The organism is Enterobacter oligotrophicus, from assembly GCF_009176645.1.
Classification (GTDB): domain Bacteria; phylum Pseudomonadota; class Gammaproteobacteria; order Enterobacterales; family Enterobacteriaceae; genus Enterobacter; species Enterobacter oligotrophicus.
This window is the reverse complement of sequence record NZ_AP019007.1, coordinates 34,747-50,834: the sequence shown is the minus strand read 5'-3', so window position 1 is coordinate 50,834 and position 16,088 is coordinate 34,747. Positions and strand designations below refer to the sequence as shown.

Genomic DNA, 16,088 nt, shown 5'->3' with positions numbered 1-16,088 from the left:
CGCCATGCTAAAAACAATGCAAAAACACGGCGTGACGCTGGCAATTTTCGCCGCAGCCCTGACAGGGCTGACCGCGCTGGTTAACGAACTGACCAAAACAACGATTGATGAGCAGGCCACGAAGCAGCAAAAAGCGCTGTTTGATCAGGTGATCCCGTCTGACTTCTACGATAATGACCTGCAGAAAAGCTGCTTTATTGTTCAGGCTCCCCAGTTAGGCAAAGGGACGCATCGCGTCTTTATTGCACGTAAAGGGGATGATGCGGTAGGTGCCGTAATGGAGGCAACCGCACCCGATGGCTACTCAGGTGCCATTCAACTGCTTGTGGGAAGCGATTTCTCAGGTACCGTGCTGGGCACCCGCGTGACGGAACATCACGAGACACCGGGTCTTGGAGATAAGATCGAACCACGTCTGAGTGACTGGATTTTGCACTTTGCCGGTAAAGTTATTCATGGCGAAAATGATACTGCCTTTGCGGTGAAGAAAGATGGCGGTGAGTTCGACCAGTTCACGGGGGCAACCATCACGCCACGCGCGGTCGTTAACGCCGTAAAACGTGCCGGGTTATATGCAGAAACGCTGCCCGCGCAGATCAACAATCTTCCGGCCTGTGAGGAGTAATCATGAGCCAGGTTAAAGAGGTTATCGTCCAGGGACTCTGGAAGAACAACTCCGCGCTGGTGCAGTTGCTGGGGATGTGCCCGCTGCTGGCGGTCACATCCACTGCGACCAACGCGCTTGGTCTGGGCCTGGCGACGACGCTGGTGCTGACCCTGACCAACTTGTCCATCTCTGCCCTGCGCCGCTGGACGCCGTCGGAAATCCGTATTCCGATTTACGTGATGATCATCGCCTCGGTGGTGAGTGTCGTGCAGATGCTGATTAACGCCTATGCGTTTGGCCTGTACCAGTCGCTTGGGATCTTTATTCCGCTTATTGTAACCAACTGTATCGTCGTGGGCCGTGCGGAAGCCTTTGCGGTGAAGAATAGCCCGGCCATGTCAGCGCTGGATGGATTCTCTATCGGTATGGGAGCCACCGGCGCAATGTTCGTTCTGGGATCACTACGCGAAATTCTGGGCAACGGTACGCTGTTTGACGGTGCGGACGCACTGCTGGGCGGCTGGGCAAGAGCCTTGCGTATTGAGGTGTTCCATACGGACACCCCGTTCCTGCTGGCGATGTTGCCACCGGGCGCTTTTATTGGCCTTGGCATGATGCTGGCGATAAAATACCTGATCGATGAAAAACGTAAACGCCGTGCCGCCGAGCGCAGCGTTCAGGAAGGGATACCCGAGAAGGCTTCATGAATAAAGAGAAACGCATTGCGATCCTGACCCGTCTGCGGAATGAAAATCCACACCCCACGACGGAGCTGAATTTTACCTCTCCTTTTGAGCTGCTGATCGCGGTGCTGCTCTCTGCGCAGGCCACTGACGTAAGCGTCAACAAAGCCACTGCCCTGCTCTATCCCGTTGCCAATACGCCGCAGGCTATGCTTGATTTGGGCGTGGAGGGCGTGAAGTCCTATATCAAGACCATCGGCCTGTTTAACAGCAAAGCCGAAAATGTGATTAAGACCTGCCGCATTTTGCTGGAGCAGCATGGTGGCGAGGTGCCGGAAGATCGTGCGGCGCTGGAAGCGCTGCCGGGCGTAGGCCGTAAGACAGCGAATGTGGTGCTGAATACTGCGTTTGGCTGGCCGACTATCGCCGTTGACACTCATATTTTCCGCGTGTCTAACCGCACCAACTTCGCGCCAGGTAAAAACGTCGAGCAGGTCGAAGAGAAACTATTAAAAGTTGTTCCCGCCGAATTCAAGGTTGATTGCCATCACTGGTTGATCCTTCATGGACGCTACACCTGTATTGCACGCAAGCCCCGCTGTGGTTCCTGCATTATTGAAGATTTGTGCGAATTTAAAGAAAAAGTCTATTCCTGATCCCACCTTTTCTTTTTTTACTTCTCCTGTCAAAACCTTATAAAAGGAAGGTCATCTGTGAACCTTCCTTTTGACCGTCAATTGTCCGTCCCTGATGCTTTTAACGTTGTCGATTGTGTGGTCATTTAACACTCAAACAGGTTAATTGTTTTTTCATCATCAAAAATTTCTATACATATGTGATCAAGATCACTCTGATAACGTCATGTTGGATTTTTGTTGTTAAACCTTGCGCAAACCCTTTGCCAGACAAGATATAACCCTTTCAATACCGCAGATAAGACCACTCATTTTTCAGAATATGGACCATATCACTACCTGAAAGGCCAAATAGCAGAACATATCGCCATACAGCCGCTTTCAGGGGGATTCTGTAGTGAAAAAAACCAGCATTATCCAACCAATAAAATTTAACGCTGAATAACATTTGCATGATCCGACGATTATACCGCTTGAGTTATATGTAACAGAGTATTACAAACATCTTGCCAGACGGGTCAGGATAGTGAACATTACCCGCCGTTTCCCCTCCCAATATAACTATAAAGCGGATGGACTACGGTCATCACGCTATGAACACCCCCGTTAATATGGGATGTAAAAAAAGAGGTATATGTGTCTACTGCAAACAATAAACCAACAGAAGAAAGCGTGAGCCTGAACGCTTTTAAACAACCAAAAGCGTTCTATCTCATCTTCTCTATTGAGTTATGGGAGCGTTTTGGTTATTACGGCCTGCAAGGGATCATGGCGGTTTACCTGGTAAAACAACTGGGTATGTCCGAAGCAGATTCTATCACGCTGTTCTCTTCATTCAGTGCACTGGTGTACGGCCTGGTCGCTATCGGCGGCTGGCTGGGCGATAAAGTTCTCGGCACCAAACGTGTCATTATGCTGGGTGCCATCGTGCTGGCGATTGGTTATGCACTGGTTGCATGGTCCGGGCATGATGCGGCTGTGGTCTATATGGGTATGGCGACCATCGCGGTCGGTAACGGTCTGTTCAAAGCGAACCCGTCTTCCCTGCTCTCTACCTGCTACAGCAAAGATGACCCGCGTCTGGACGGTGCATTCACCATGTACTACATGTCCGTGAACATCGGTTCCTTCTTCTCCATGCTGGCAACGCCATGGCTGGCCGCGAAATTCGGCTGGAGCGTCGCGTTCTCCCTGTCCGTGGTCGGTATGCTGATCACCGTGGTGAACTTTGCTTTCTGCAAACGCTGGGTGAAAGACTACGGTTCAAAGCCGGACTTCGAACCAGTACACATGGGCAAACTGCTGGCCACCATCGTCGGCGTTGTGATCCTCGCGGCTGTCGCGACCTGGCTGCTGCATAACCAGGGCGTCGCTCGTGCGGTTCTGGGTGTGGTTGCACTCGGTATCGTTATCATCTTCGGTAAAGAAGCCTTCTCCATGCAGGGTGCTGCACGCCGCAAGATGATTGTTGCCTTCATTCTGATGCTGGAAGCGATTATCTTCTTCGTGCTGTACAGCCAGATGCCAACCTCTCTGAACTTCTTCGCTATCCGCAACGTTGAACACTCTATTCTGGGTATCGCGTTCGAACCGGAGCAGTATCAGGCACTGAACCCGTTCTGGATCATGATTGGTAGCCCGATTCTGGCTGCTATCTATAACAAGATGGGTGACCGTCTGCCGATGCCGCATAAGTTTGCTATCGGTATGGTGCTCTGCTCTGGCGCGTTCCTGGTGCTGCCGCTGGGTACGAAATTTGCGACCGACGCAGGTATCGTCTCCGTTAACTGGCTGATCCTGAGCTACGCGCTGCAGTCTATCGGTGAGCTGATGATCTCCGGTCTGGGTCTGGCAATGGTTGCACAACTGGTGCCACAGCGTCTGATGGGCTTCATCATGGGTAGCTGGTTCCTGACCACTGCCGGTGCAGCAATCATCGCAGGTAAGATTGCAAACCTGATGGCAGTACCGGATAACGTGACCGATCCCCTGGTCTCTCTGAACGTTTACGGTTCTGTATTTATGCAAATCGGTATCGCAACGGCGGTTATCGCTGTGTTGATGCTGCTGACTGCACCAAAACTGAATCGTATGACTCAGGACGACGACAAAACCGCTAAAGCGACCGAAACCGCTACCGCGTAATGTCATCGGGAAACGACTGAACAGAAGCCGCTAATGATTAGCGGCTTTTTTTTTATCCTGCCGCGCACTAACATAGCGGAAACCTCAGCAAAAAGGAGTTACCGATGAAACTGTTCTACAAACCAGGCGCATGCTCTCTTGCTTCCCATATTACCCTGCGCGAGAGCGGCAAAGATTTCACGCTGGACGGCGTTGATCTGATGAAAAAGCGCCTGGAAAACGGCGACGACTTCTTTGCTATTAACCCGAAGGGGCAAGTTCCGGCTCTGCTGCTGGATGACGGTACGCTGCTCACCGAAGGTGTGGCGATTATGCAGTTCCTGGCTGATAACGTCCCGGATCGCCAGTTGCTGGCTCCCACAGGCAGTATTTCCCGCTACAAGACGCTGGAATGGCTGAACTATATCGCCACCGAGCTGCATAAAGGCTTCACGCCGCTTTTCCGTCCGGATACGCCTGAAGAATACAAACCAACCGTGCGTGCCCTGCTGGAGAAAAAGCTGCACTACATTAACGACTCGCTGAAAGACGATCAGTGGATCTGTGGCGCGCGTTTCACGATTGCCGATGCGTATCTGTTTACCGTTCTGCGCTGGGCGCGCGCGGTTAAGCTGAACCTGGATGGGTTAGACCATATCGCGTCTTATATGGAACGTGTGGCAGCGCGTCCTGCGGTAGCGGCGGCGCTGAAAGCGGAAGGGTTGAACTAACCAGGCGGTCTGTGTTGCCGGGTGGCGCTGACGCTTACCCGGCAATTCCCCAGCCCCTGCAAGCGCAGCGCCGCAGGGCATCGTTTAAAGCTGTGTCGCGCTGAAATAGTGCTCCGGCTTCGCGATACGATCCTGTGCCGCGACAACCTGTAATTCATATTCCTGCATCGTTTTCGTCGCAATCATGATTTCATAAACGGCTGCCGTCACGTGCTCCAGCGCATCACGCAGGCTCGCGCCCTGTAATAACTTCACCAGCAGCAGGCCACTGGTCACATCACCCACACCGACCGGCTGACGCACGCCAAAATCCACCAGCGGACGGCTGATATGCCACGCTTCGTCTTTCGTCACCAGCAGCATCTCGAAACGGTCCTGGCTCAACCCGGCGCGCGCCAGGTGCTTCACCAGTACAATCTCAGGCCCCTGAGCAATCAGCTCGCGAGAAGCGCTTACCGCCTCTTCTACGCTGTTAACCGGATGCTCACAGAGGATCTCCAGTTCGATCAGGTTTGGCGCGATGATATCGCTGGCGGGCAGTGCATGGCGCACATGAAACTCTGCAACGCCGGGGGCCACAATGCAGCCCTTCTCAGGATGCCCCATTACCGGGTCGCAAAAATATTTCGCCGCCGGGTTTGCCGCCTTTACCTGACGAACAATGCCAAGGATATGTTCACCCTGCTCTGCCGAGCCGAGGTAGCCGCTCAGTACGGCGTCACAGCGCTTAAGCTGGTCAATATCAGCAATGCCCTGCACAATCTCTGTCAGGTGCGAAGGCGGCATCACGCAGCCGGTCCATTTGCCGTATTGCGTATGGTTGGAAAACTGTACCGTATTAAGTGGCCAGACGTTGGCACCGAGACGGCGCATCGGGAACTCCGCTGCGCTGTTGCCAGCATGCCCAAACACAACGTGGGACTGAATGGCGAGGATATTCTTCATTGTTTACTTACCACAACCCTGAAAAAACAAAAGGGCGTGGTTTCCCACGCCCCTGCATACTTTTAATTACTTCCAGCACACCAGACAGTAGTTTTTCTTACCACGACGCAGCAGCGTGTAGCGGCCATACAAACGATCGCCGTCAACGAAGGTGTATTCCGGGTCAGCCTGTTTCTCACCGTTAATGGTGATCGCGTTAGACGCGATGGTTTTGCGTGCCTGTCCGCGGGACGGCTGCAGCTCAGAATCCACCAGCGCCTGCATCAGGTCTGCACCTTTTTCCATCTCCACCATCGGCACGCCATCCTGTGCCAGCTGTTCGAAGTCCGCTTCGCTCAGATCGCTCAGCGTACCGTTGAACAGGCTTGCGGTGATGCGTTTCGCCGCTGCCAGACCTTCTTCGCCATGAACCAGTCTGGTGACTTCATCCGCCAGCACGTACTGCGCGCGTGGCGCTTTACCGCTGTTTTTATCTTCTTCTTCGAGGGCATTGATCGCTTCAATGTCCATGAAGGTGAAGAACTTCAGGAAGCGGTAAACGTCGGCATCCGCCGTGTTGATCCAGAACTGGTAGAATTTATACGGGCTGGTTTTCTTCGGATCGAGCCATACTGCGCCACCTTCGGTTTTACCGAATTTGGTGCCATCCGCTTTAGTGATTAACGGAACGGTCAGGCCGAAGACCTGGTTCTGGTGCAGACGACGGGTCAGATCGATACCGGAGGTGATGTTACCCCACTGGTCAGAACCACCAATCTGCAGGGAAACGCCGTGCAGTTTGTTCAGACACGCAAAGTCATAGCCCTGCAGCAGGTTGTAGGAGAACTCGGTAAAAGAGATGCCCTGATCGTCACGGTTCAGACGTTGCTTCACCGCTTCTTTGTTAATCATCTGGTTAACAGAGAAGTGCTTGCCGATGTCACGCAGGAAGGTCAGCACGTTCATGCCACCAAACCAGTCATAGTTGTTCGCGGCAATTGCAGAATTGTCACCACAGTTGAAGTCGAGGAACGGCGCAACCTGTTTGCGGATCTTGTCCACCCACTCCTGCACGGTGTCTTCGGTGTTCAGTTTACGCTCAGCGGCTTTGAAACTTGGGTCGCCAATCAGACCGGTCGCGCCGCCCACCAGGGCAACAGGCTTGTGGCCCGCCATCTGGAAGCGTTTCAGGCATAACAATGGAACAAGATGCCCCAAATGCAAGCTGTCAGCGGTGGGATCGAAGCCGCAATAGAGCGCGATCGGGCCTTGCGCCAGTCGCTCTGCTAACGCTTCCTCGTCCGTCACCTGAGCCACGAGGCCCCGCTCTTGCAATTGTTTAATCAAGTTACTGCTTGCCATCAAATTCTCCATGTATAAACGACTGCACCTTTGCCGGTACACGACTTTTCGCCTGATGCGAAAGGACCATAGAATAAAGCGCCAGCGCTGTGTGCGCTAGCGCTTAAAACAACAAATTTCAGGGATTACGGTGCCAGTCTGTCGATTTTCCAGCTGCCATTGTCGCGCTGGTATAAAAAGCGGTCATGCAGGCGATGTTCGCCCCCCTGCCAGAATTCCATCTGTTCAATGGGAATGCGGAATCCACCCCAGAAACTCGGTAGCGGAACTTCACCCTGCTGGAACTTCTGTTTGAGTTCGAGGAATTTACTTTCCAGTACGCCGCGGGCAGAGATTCGGCTGGACTGCTTTGAAACCCAGGCACCAATCTGGCTGTCACGTGGACGGCTGTGAAAATATTTCACCACTTCCAGTGTGGAAAGACGTTCCGCTTTACCTGTGACCATCACCTGACGCTCCAGCATATGCCACGGGAACAGCAGGCTGATACGGGGGTTTTTCTCTAAATGGTGCGCTTTACGACTGCCCAGGTTGGTGTAGAACACCAGCCCTTTCTCATCATAATGCTTAAGCAGCACGATGCGCTGATAAGGCTGACCGTGTTCATCCACCGTCGCGACCACCATGGCCGTCGGGTCGGCGAGTTTGGCTTCACAGGCTTGTTTTAGCCAGCGTTCAAAAAGCACCAGCGGTTCGGCGGGAAGATCCTGGCGACGTAAGCCACCTTTGGTGTATTCACGGCGCAGATGCGCGATTTGCTGCAATTCGTCGTTATCTGACATGGCGTTAGCTGACATTGACATAGGGTGGCGCTATTGTGCGCCGCCCCTGTGAAAATCTCAACGCTTCGGATTTTGAAGCTGGCAATTGTTCAGCACAATGCGGTCACGTTTGTAGACCGTTGCACTGTCACCTTTTGACCAGAATACATAGATGCCGTCCGTATATCGCGCACCGGAGGCCGATATTCCCTGTTTCAGCGTCAGCAGGTTATTGTCATAAACAAAGCTGGCTTCCTGACGCGGGTTGTTCAGCTTCACGGTCAGCGGCTTTTCATCGCAGCGATACTCCAGCGTATCGGTCTGCATACGCTCAACGAACTGGTTATAGACGCTGCATCCTGTCATTAAAAAAGGGATAGTAATAAGAAGAAGTTTTTTCATGGGCGTGTTCCGAACACTTTTCTGGTTCCGGAGGACATTACTGTCCTCCTGTTTTCGCACCCAGTGTAACGGCTGTCGGCTTCGCTGGATTTCAGTTAACTCTGATTATGGCGTGGGTTTGCCGGGTAAATCGCCCCGAGAACGCTCGCTTCCCGCGCCCCTGTCACAGAGGGTAAATTTCCTGGCAATCCGGCAACGGTGCGCCAGGCAAGCCAGGCGAAAGCCAGCGCCTCCATATCATCACCGCTGATCCCGGCGTCATCTGTGGTTGTCACTTCTGTTCCGGGCAGCAGCCCGGCAAGACGTGCCATCACCAGTGGGTTACGGCTTCCGCCACCGCATACCAGCAGCCGTTCGCACCCACCGCTGAGCAGAACCTGTTCGGAAATCGATACGGCAGTTAACTCGGCAAGCGTCGCCTGGACATCCTGAGGGGCAAGCGCCGGAAACTGCGCCAGCTGACGTTCGAGCCAGCCATAGTTGAAATATTCACGGCCGGTGCTTTTCGGTGCCGGCAGCGCAAACCAGGGATCGCTTAACATCGACTGCAGCAGAGGGATAATCACTTTCCCTTCGCTCGCCCAATCAGCGTTCTTATCATATGGTTTTCCGCACTGACGCCAGATCCAGGCGTCCATCAACATGTTGCCAGGGCCGGTGTCATACCCGCGGACCGGTTGACCAGGAATGAGCATCGACAGGTTGGCAATCCCACCGATATTAAGCACCATCCGGCGTTCTACCGGATGAGCCAGCAACGCCTGGTGAAATGCCGGAACCAGCGGTGCGCCTTGTCCGCCCAGAGCAATGTCGCGACGGCGAAAATCGCCGACCACCGTTACGCCCGTCTTCGCCACAATCTGGTTGTTATCACCAATTTGCAGGGTGTGTGGCGCATCGCCAGTGGGTTCATGCCAGACCGTCTGTCCGTGGCAGCCGATCGCGACGATGTCCTGCGGCTGAAGTTTTTCTTTATGCATCAGCGCCAGTACCGCGTCAGCAAATAATGAGCCCAGACGCACGTCCAGTTGCCCAAGCTGTGAAAGCGTCAGTTGCTGGCCCTGACAGATGTTTAAAATGTCCTCTTTTAACGAGACAGGGATCGGCCAGGTCAGGCTTGCCTGCTGCGCCACCATGTTTTCATCGATTGCGGCCAGTACGACATCAACACCATCAAGACTGGTGCCAGACATCACACCGATATAGCGACCCGATTTCATGCGCTTTCCTTACGTTACGTGGGCTTAAGCTAAACACTCCACCATAAACAGCGACGCTTTACTATGCGGAGATAATATTTTTTAACAATGTCAGACATGTAACACACGGACGCTCTTGTTTATGTCTCGTTAAGTCAAATTCAAGTACAATTTTCCTGGTATGAGTGGAAAAATAGAACTATGGCCCCTGATGCCATATAATTTAGCCATAACGGATGCCCGATTCGGGCGTTTTTGGTGAACAGGAGATTCAAATGATGTTACGTGCACTGGGCGTTTCGCTGATTGGTTTAACACTGGCTGGTTGTGTGAATGACAGTTCACTTTCCGGCGACGTATATAGCGCTTCTGAAGCCAAACAGGTTCAGAACGTCACATACGGCACTATCGTTAATGCCCGTCCTGTTCAGATCCAGGGGGGAGATGACACCAATGTTGTGGGTGCAATTGGCGGTGCCGTGCTGGGTGGCTTCCTGGGTAACACCATTGGTGGCGGTACGGGTCGTTCTCTGGCAACCGCAGCAGGTGCTGTAGCCGGTGGTGTCGCGGGCCAGGGCGTACAGGGTGCGATGAATAAAACGCAGGGCGTCGAACTGGAAATCCGTAAAGACGACGGGAATACCATCATGGTTGTTCAGAAACAGGGTAATACCCGCTTCTCCGCAGGCCAGCGTGTTGTACTGGCAAGCAATGGTAGCCAGGTCACCGTCTCTCCGCGTTAATTAATTAGGGATGTGGTCAAATGACTACATCCCTTTACAAAATACATAAATAGAATGAATATATTTACAAAATTCATTCTCAGCAATTATTGCTTATTCTTTACTATATTGTTCCTGCGCAAAGTATTCACGATCCTTTCACGTTAGACTCCTCGCAATTCTCTTTTTATTGATTTCTATTATTTTGTTAAAAATATTTATGCTTGCGATGAATCGTTATGTAAAGAATCGTTATATCTCTTTCTGCCTTGGCTGCATTATTGTTATTGGGATATTACAAACTTTCTTCTCTAAACTGGTTGAACTGGTCCCTTCGTTTTCACCGCTTTTATTCCCCACGCTCACCATTTTTTTACTGGTGTTCCATTTATTTATTGCGTGTTTTATGGCAATGAAATACTGGTGCGACAGAAGGCGGTTGTATCTGGTTCCCATTGCGCTTGCCTTCACCGGCTCGGCACTGCTGATGGTGGGGACGCTGTCCAGTTTTCCGGCCTGGCTTGACCTTTATCAGTTCAACGTCGTCAACTACAACGATGCCATGATCTTCTATATGTTCCGCCATATTTTAATGGCAGTGCTGATCATTGCTTCAGCGATACTGTACACGTTACGAAACCACCCTCTTTCGCGGCTGTCGCATATTTTCATCGTTGCTGGCGTGCTTGTTTTTACCCTGAGCATGGTTACGCTTTCCTGGTTCTATTCCAGCCACTCACCGCTGTTATCCGTTGATCTCGTCGATAATGAAACCCGGCAATTTATGGTTCTCTGGAGCCAGGCTGTCAATATTATCTTAATCATTCTGTGGATCGTTACACTTCTCACGCTGATGATTATTACGCGCGTTAAAAATCTTTTCTGGATTGGCGGTAATTTTTTATGCGTCTGTTATGTCGTGACCCTGTTAATGCTGTTGTTTGGTGGCCATGCAGAGGATATCTCCTGGTATCGCTCACGATTATTTGAAACCGTCGCTACATTGCTTATTATTTTCGTTCTGCTGTATGACGTGTTTAATCTCTATCGTGACTCGCATTTAAAGTATCAGCAGTCTTATCAGAACTCGATTCGCGATCCACTGACGCGCCTCTACAACCGCAGCTATTTTTACGACTCGCTTAACCAGTCGCTCAGCACAGCAAAAGAGACACGTCCTGTTTCGGTGATAGTGAGCGATCTTGACCGTTTCAAGCGTATTAACGATTGCTACGGGCATTTGCAGGGGGACAAAGTTTTGCAGTTTGTTTCCAACCTGCTGATGGACTCGGTTCGCCCTCAGGATATTGCGGCGCGTATTGGTGGCGAAGAGTTTGTCCTGATGCTGAGCAACACCTCTTCCGACGCAGCGCGTCAGGTTGCAGAGCGGATTCGGCTGAAATTAAGCAGCTTTGACAAAGCCAGCAGCGGTGGACAATTACCCGAACCAATAACCATTAGTATGGGGGTCTTTACCGCAACGTCTCCGGAGATTACCGCTGAAGAGTGTGTAGAAAGCGCAGATAAAGCCATGTACGAAGCGAAAGAGACGGGCCGGAACCGGGTTGTCGTCTATCAGTGAAAAAAAAGCCTTGCGGTTGCAAGGCTTTTTTATGTTTTAGTCGCGTGACTGCAGCTCATGTATATTCTGCTCGAGACGGCTAATGAGGCCGATTAGCATTTCAAGTTCTGCAGGCGTGATCCCTGACAGGATCTCCCCCCGCGTTTTGCTGATCACAGCTTCCATCTCGGTAATAATGGGGGCTGCTTTTTCAGTAAGTTTAATACGCTTAGCGCGACGATCGCTGGCACAGGTTTGCCGGGAGATCAGCCCCTTCTCCTCCAGCTGGTCGAGCGTACGCACTAACGAAGGCTGCTCAATACCGATCGCTTTAGCCAGTTGAATTTGCGACTGTTCGGGTGGAAGCTGATGGATGTTATGCAGCGTAACCCAATGCGTCTGTGTCAATTCCAGAGGTTTCAGGCGATGGTCAATCAGAGCACGCCAGACGCGTACTAACCTTGCCAGATCAGAACCTAATGGCGATTCCAATTTCATCTCCTTATAATTAGCTTGCTAAGTTATTATACTGATTTTAGAATAGTGTGCAGCATTTATAGTGCCAAAACAAATGCAATACTGCATTCATCGATGCTGAAAGTATGATTTACACTGAATACTGATGTTCATCGTGAAAAGACAGGCCATCGTGGCATTCTCTCCACTGCAAAGGATCTCTGCTCGTGACGTTCTCTTTAAGCTCCACGGGGTTACCGCTTCAGGACCTGATCGTTGGTGCGTCAGTCTATTTCCCTCCCCTGTTTAAAGCCGTCATGCTGGGCTTTTTAATCTGGCTTGTTGCGCATCGCCTGCTGCGTGACTGGATGTATTCCGGTGAAATCTGGCACCCCATGTTAATGGATCTTTCCCTGTTTGCCCTGTCCGTGTGTCTTGGCCTTGCTGTGTTGATTGTGTGGTGAATATGTCCCTGAAAACACTTAAATACTTTTCCACTCTTCTGGTTCTTACCCTGGCACTGATTGCCGGGTGGTGGCTCTGGAATTATTACATGCAGTCACCCTGGACACGCGATGGCAAAATTCGTGCGGAACAGGTCAGCATCACGCCACAGGTTTCAGGCAGTATCACAACGCTTCTTGTTAAGGATAACCAGTTCGTCAAACAAGGCGATGTTTTGTTCCGCATCGACGAGACGCCTTTTCATATTGCCGTACTCAATGCCCAGGCCCAACTTGCTAAAGCCCGGTCCGATCTGGCAAAAGCCAACAACGAAGCCAACCGTCGCCGCCATTTATCGCAAAACTATATCTCTGCGGAAGATTTAGACACTGCCAATATTAACGTCAAAGCCATGCAGGCCAGCGTTGATGTGGCTGAGGCAACGCTGAAGCAGGCCGAGTGGCAGTTGACTCAAACTGTGGTAAAAGCCCCGGTTGACGGCTGGATAACCAATCTCTCCACGCGCGTGGGAGATTATGCGACAACGGGCCAGCCGCTCTTTGCGCTGGTCGATAGCCACTCGTTCTACGTAATCGGTTATTTTGAAGAGACCAAGCTACGTCATATTCAGGACGGTGCCCCTGCCCGGATAACGCTCTATAGCAGCTCGCAGGCGTTACAGGGTCACGTTTCCAGCATCGGCCGCGCTATTTACGATCAAAGCGTTGAAATCGACTCAGGTCTGGTGCCCGATATTAAACCCAACGTACCGTGGGTTCGCCTGGCGCAGCGTGTACCGGTTCGCGTCGAATTCGACAATCTGCCGAAGGACATTACGCTGGTGTCAGGCACCACCTGCACCGTCTCAATCGGGACGCGATAATGAACCTGCCGGCTTTCTCCTGGCGGACGTTGCCCTGGATTAAAGCGACGCGCCCACAGTGGCGTTATGCGCTGCGTAACGGTATTGCGATGTGCCTTGCGCTTACGGTGGCCTACTATCTGAATCTTGATGAACCCTACTGGGCAATGACCTCAGCAGCGGTAGTCAGCTTCCCCACCGTCGGCGGCGTGATCAGCAAAAGCCTGGGGCGTGTAGCCGGGAGTCTGCTGGGTGCCACCGCAGCGTTAATTATCGCCGGTCATACGCTGAACGATCCGTGGCTTTTTTTACTGAGCATGGCGGCCTGGCTGGGTTTTTGCACCTGGGCCTGCGCCCATTTTACCAATAACGTCGCCTATGCCTTTCAGCTTGCAGGCTACACGGCGGCAATCATTGCCTTCCCGGTTGTGAACGTGCTGGACACGACCGAGCTATGGGATATTGCTCAGGCGCGCGTCTGCGAAGTGATCATCGGTATTCTCTGCGGCGGGGTCATGATGATGATTCTGCCCAGTACATCGGATGGCACAACGCTCATCGGCGCGCTGAAGACCATGCACACTCGCCTGCTGGAACATGCCAGCCTGCTCTGGCAGCCCGATACGAATGATGAAATCCGCCTCGCGCACGAGAAAGTCATCGGCCAGATCCTGACCATGAATTTGCTGCGTATCCAGGCTTTCTGGAGCCACTACCGTTTTCGCCGCCAGAACAATTTGCTTAACTATTTGCTCCACCAGCAGTTACGTATGACCAGCTCCATCTCCAGCCTGCGCCGGATGTTACTTAACTGGCCAACGCCACCAGAGAATACCCGATCGGTTATCGACACGCTGCTGGCAGCCCTGGCTCGCCCGGATGCGGATATTTACACCGTGGCACGGATTATCGCGCCGCTCGCCCCCACCGATGAGTATGACTACCGTCACCGCGCTTTCTGGCAACGCCTGAATTATTTTTGTCGGTTATACCTGCGAAGCAGTCGCTGGATAAAAGCCGTTGAGAACGCCACGCCAATAACTGAATTTACCGTCCCTGGCAGCCCGGCGCTGGCGAGACACACGGACACAATGGAAGCGCTGTGGAGCGGTTTTCGAACCTTCTGCGCACTGACCCTGGTTGGCGCATGGAGCATCACCACACAGTGGGAGTCCGGCAGTGCGGCACTCACCCTCGCCGCCATCAGCTGCGTGCTTTACTCCGTCGCGGCCTCGCCGTTCAACTCTCTGACGCTGCTGCTGCGCACGCTCGTTTTGCTGTCGCTGTTCAGTTTTGTCGTGAAGTTTGGTTTGATGGTGCAGATTAGCGACCTCTGGCAGTTCCTGCTGTTCCTCTTTCCGCTATTAACCACCATGCAGTTGCTGAAGCTGCAGATGCCGAAGCTGGCCGGGCTATGGGGGCAATTAATCGTCTTTATGGGCTCGTTTATCTCAGTGACCAATCCGCCTGTTTACGATTACGCTGATTTTCTTAACGATAACCTGGCGAAGATCCTCGGCGTCGGTCTGGCGTGGCTGGCCTTCGCTGTGTTACGTCCTGGCTCAGATGCACGTAAGAGCCGCAGGCACATTCGCGAATTGCGCAGAGGATTCGTTGACCAGCTCAGCCGTAAACCGCATCTGCGTGAAAGCGAATATGAGTCGCTGGTTTATCACCATGTCAGCCAATTGAATAACAGCCAGGATTCGCTCTCCCGCCGCTGGCTGTTGCGCTGGGGCGTGGTATTGCTGAACTGCTCGCATGTGGTATGGCAACTGCGTGCGTGGGAAACCCGCTCCGATCCACTGTCGCAGGTCCGTGATATCTGTATTTCCCTGCTGCGTGATGTGATGAGCGAGCGCGGCGTCCAGCAACGTCCGCTAAGCGTAACGCTCAGCGAACTGCAGCGCATTTGCGATACCCTCGCACGCCATCATTTGCCGGCCGCACGCGATTTAGCCTCGATAATCTGGCGGCTACACTGCTCGCTGTCACAGCTGGAACAGGCACCGCCGCCAGGGACCATCGGGGATCAGATAACCCCACAGGCATAGCGTGCCCCACCACCACCAAGCGGTTTAGGTTGATCGGACATGTTATCGCCGCCGACGTGGATCATCAGCGCTTTGCCTTTGACCTCATCCAGTTTTTTCAGCCGCGGTGCCACAACAGGGTCCGTGGCTTTACCGTCATTGTTTACCACCAGTACAGGCAAATCACCAAGATGCCCCATACCGTCCGGGCCTTCATGTTTACCTGTGTTTTGTGGATCAAGGTGCCCCCCTGCGGCCTCTGCTGCTGAGGCTTTACCCTCTTTCAGAGCAGGCTGACAGCTGCCTTTGGCATGTACATGGAATCCATGCTCGCCGGGCGGGAGTGCTTTGAGATCGGGCGCAAATTCCAGTCCTTTATCGGTTTCAGTAATTTTTACCGTTCCAATTGACTGGCCAACGCCCTGAGACGTGACGAGGTTCATTTCTACTTCGTCGCTGGCTGCCTGCGCCCCTGCGCAAACAACCAGCGTAACAAGTGCCAGAGCAAAACGCTTCATATGACCTCCTCGGGTTATTTTTTGCCCCTTAAGTGTATACCAGAGGCGAAGATTTCACCGGAAA

17 protein-coding genes are annotated in these 16,088 nt (G+C 52.6%); 10 read left to right on the top strand and 7 right to left on the bottom strand.

The features are described from left to right. The first annotated feature begins 4 nt into the window (after nt 1–4). The 5 genes from rsxG to gstA all read left to right on the top strand — a co-directional run bounded on the left by rsxG (nt 5) and on the right by gstA (nt 4,780). Complete coding sequence (rsxG, locus tag EoCCA6_RS00285) at nt 5–625, top strand: electron transport complex subunit RsxG (protein WP_152080924.1); 621 nt, start codon at nt 5–7, stop codon at nt 623–625. A 2-nt stretch (nt 626–627) separates the two neighbouring features. Continuing rightward, complete coding sequence (locus tag EoCCA6_RS00280) at nt 628–1,314, top strand: electron transport complex subunit E (RefSeq protein WP_152080923.1); 687 nt, start codon at nt 628–630, stop codon at nt 1,312–1,314. Continuing rightward, on the top strand, nt 1,311–1,946 hold the full coding sequence (nth, locus tag EoCCA6_RS00275; protein WP_152080922.1) for an endonuclease III: 636 nt from the start codon (nt 1,311–1,313) through the stop codon (nt 1,944–1,946). The genes EoCCA6_RS00280 and nth overlap by 4 nt, the downstream gene beginning before the upstream one ends. A 615-nt stretch (nt 1,947–2,561) precedes the next feature. After that, nucleotides 2,562–4,070: a dipeptide/tripeptide permease DtpA gene (gene dtpA, locus EoCCA6_RS00270; RefSeq protein ID WP_152080921.1), complete on the top strand. Its 1,509-nt coding sequence runs from the start codon at nt 2,562–2,564 to the stop codon at nt 4,068–4,070. 104 nt (nt 4,071–4,174) lie between these two features. Further along, complete coding sequence (gene gstA / locus EoCCA6_RS00265) at nt 4,175–4,780, top strand: glutathione transferase GstA (protein ID WP_152080920.1); 606 nt, start codon at nt 4,175–4,177, stop codon at nt 4,778–4,780. Nucleotides 4,781–4,864: 84 nt separating this feature from the next. Here the strand turns inward: gstA and pdxY are convergent, their stop codons facing one another. The 5 genes from pdxY to anmK all read right to left on the bottom strand — a co-directional run bounded on the left by pdxY (nt 4,865) and on the right by anmK (nt 9,449). Continuing rightward, nucleotides 4,865–5,725 (bottom strand): pyridoxal kinase PdxY, encoded by an 861-nt coding sequence (pdxY, locus tag EoCCA6_RS00260; RefSeq protein WP_152080919.1) that lies wholly within the window; start codon nt 5,723–5,725, stop codon nt 4,865–4,867. A gap of 66 nt (nt 5,726–5,791) precedes the next feature. Then, nucleotides 5,792–7,066, bottom strand: coding sequence for a tyrosine--tRNA ligase (gene tyrS / locus EoCCA6_RS00255; RefSeq protein ID WP_152080918.1), 1,275 nt, complete (start codon nt 7,064–7,066; stop codon nt 5,792–5,794). 125 nt (nt 7,067–7,191) lie between these two features. Continuing rightward, nucleotides 7,192–7,848 carry a pyridoxamine 5'-phosphate oxidase gene (gene pdxH / locus EoCCA6_RS00250; RefSeq protein WP_152084369.1) on the bottom strand — a complete coding sequence of 219 codons (657 nt, stop codon included), beginning with the start codon at nt 7,846–7,848 and terminating at the stop codon, nt 7,192–7,194. Nucleotides 7,849–7,905: 57 nt separating this feature from the next. Further along, nucleotides 7,906–8,229, bottom strand: coding sequence for a C-type lysozyme inhibitor (mliC, locus tag EoCCA6_RS00245; RefSeq protein ID WP_152080917.1), 324 nt, complete (start codon nt 8,227–8,229; stop codon nt 7,906–7,908). 95 nt (nt 8,230–8,324) lie between these two features. After that, nucleotides 8,325–9,449, bottom strand: coding sequence for an anhydro-N-acetylmuramic acid kinase (anmK, locus tag EoCCA6_RS00240; RefSeq protein ID WP_152080916.1), 1,125 nt, complete (start codon nt 9,447–9,449; stop codon nt 8,325–8,327). 254 nt (nt 9,450–9,703) lie between these two features. Here anmK and slyB point away from each other — a divergent pair, with 254 nt between their 5' ends. Both slyB and EoCCA6_RS00230 read left to right on the top strand, forming a co-directional pair. Continuing rightward, the gene (gene slyB / locus EoCCA6_RS00235) at nt 9,704–10,171 is read left to right on the top strand and encodes an outer membrane lipoprotein SlyB (protein ID WP_152080915.1); all 468 of its coding nucleotides are present in this window, start codon (nt 9,704–9,706) and stop codon (nt 10,169–10,171) included. Nucleotides 10,172–10,370: 199 nt separating this feature from the next. Then, a complete protein-coding gene (locus EoCCA6_RS00230) occupies nt 10,371–11,732 on the top strand; it encodes a sensor domain-containing diguanylate cyclase (RefSeq protein WP_152080914.1) in 1,362 nt (453 codons plus the stop codon). Nucleotides 11,733–11,768: 36 nt separating this feature from the next. Here EoCCA6_RS00230 and slyA read toward each other — a convergent pair whose 3' ends face one another. After that, complete coding sequence (gene slyA, locus EoCCA6_RS00225; protein WP_152080913.1) at nt 11,769–12,209, bottom strand: transcriptional regulator SlyA; 441 nt, start codon at nt 12,207–12,209, stop codon at nt 11,769–11,771. A gap of 185 nt (nt 12,210–12,394) precedes the next feature. Here slyA and EoCCA6_RS00220 point away from each other — a divergent pair, with 185 nt between their 5' ends. Genes EoCCA6_RS00220 through EoCCA6_RS00210 form a run of 3 tightly spaced genes read left to right on the top strand, consistent with a single transcriptional unit; the run spans nt 12,395 to nt 15,527 of the window. Further along, entirely contained in the window at nt 12,395–12,631 is a 237-nt protein-coding gene (locus EoCCA6_RS00220) for a DUF1656 domain-containing protein (protein ID WP_152080912.1), read from the top strand. A gap of 2 nt (nt 12,632–12,633) precedes the next feature. After that, nucleotides 12,634–13,494 (top strand): efflux RND transporter periplasmic adaptor subunit, encoded by an 861-nt coding sequence (locus EoCCA6_RS00215; protein WP_152080911.1) that lies wholly within the window; start codon nt 12,634–12,636, stop codon nt 13,492–13,494. Next, nucleotides 13,494–15,527, top strand: coding sequence for an FUSC family protein (locus EoCCA6_RS00210; RefSeq protein WP_152080910.1), 2,034 nt, complete (start codon nt 13,494–13,496; stop codon nt 15,525–15,527). Before EoCCA6_RS00215 ends, EoCCA6_RS00210 begins: the two co-directional genes overlap by 1 nt. Here the strand turns inward: EoCCA6_RS00210 and sodC are convergent. After that, nucleotides 15,506–16,024: a superoxide dismutase [Cu-Zn] SodC gene (gene sodC, locus EoCCA6_RS00205; protein ID WP_152080909.1), complete on the bottom strand. Its 519-nt coding sequence runs from the start codon at nt 16,022–16,024 to the stop codon at nt 15,506–15,508. The two genes, EoCCA6_RS00210 and sodC, sit on opposite strands and share 22 nt — an antisense overlap. Nucleotides 16,025–16,088 lie beyond the last annotated feature (64 nt).

Excerpts from the sequence above, each read along its gene's own strand:
- sodC (WP_152080909.1), bottom strand. The coding sequence starts at position 16,024 with ATGAAGCGTTTTGCTCTGGCACTTGTTACGCTGGTTGTTTGCGCAGGG.
- gstA (WP_152080920.1), top strand. The coding sequence starts at position 4,175 with ATGAAACTGTTCTACAAACCAGGCGCATGCTCTCTTGCTTCCCATATT.
- slyB (WP_152080915.1), top strand. The coding sequence starts at position 9,704 with ATGATGTTACGTGCACTGGGCGTTTCGCTGATTGGTTTAACACTGGCT.
- rsxG (WP_152080924.1), top strand. The coding sequence starts at position 5 with ATGCTAAAAACAATGCAAAAACACGGCGTGACGCTGGCAATTTTCGCC.
- mliC (WP_152080917.1), bottom strand. The coding sequence starts at position 8,229 with ATGAAAAAACTTCTTCTTATTACTATCCCTTTTTTAATGACAGGATGC.
- slyA (WP_152080913.1), bottom strand. The coding sequence starts at position 12,209 with ATGAAATTGGAATCGCCATTAGGTTCTGATCTGGCAAGGTTAGTACGC.
- EoCCA6_RS00280 (WP_152080923.1), top strand. The coding sequence starts at position 628 with ATGAGCCAGGTTAAAGAGGTTATCGTCCAGGGACTCTGGAAGAACAAC.
- EoCCA6_RS00215 (WP_152080911.1), top strand. The coding sequence starts at position 12,634 with ATGTCCCTGAAAACACTTAAATACTTTTCCACTCTTCTGGTTCTTACC.
- nth (WP_152080922.1), top strand. The coding sequence starts at position 1,311 with ATGAATAAAGAGAAACGCATTGCGATCCTGACCCGTCTGCGGAATGAA.
- pdxY (WP_152080919.1), bottom strand. The coding sequence starts at position 5,725 with ATGAAGAATATCCTCGCCATTCAGTCCCACGTTGTGTTTGGGCATGCT.
- EoCCA6_RS00230 (WP_152080914.1), top strand. The coding sequence starts at position 10,371 with ATGCTTGCGATGAATCGTTATGTAAAGAATCGTTATATCTCTTTCTGC.
- tyrS (WP_152080918.1), bottom strand. The coding sequence starts at position 7,066 with ATGGCAAGCAGTAACTTGATTAAACAATTGCAAGAGCGGGGCCTCGTG.
- anmK (WP_152080916.1), bottom strand. The coding sequence starts at position 9,449 with ATGAAATCGGGTCGCTATATCGGTGTGATGTCTGGCACCAGTCTTGAT.
- pdxH (WP_152084369.1), bottom strand. The coding sequence starts at position 7,848 with ATGTCAGATAACGACGAATTGCAGCAAATCGCGCATCTGCGCCGTGAA.
- EoCCA6_RS00210 (WP_152080910.1), top strand. The coding sequence starts at position 13,494 with ATGAACCTGCCGGCTTTCTCCTGGCGGACGTTGCCCTGGATTAAAGCG.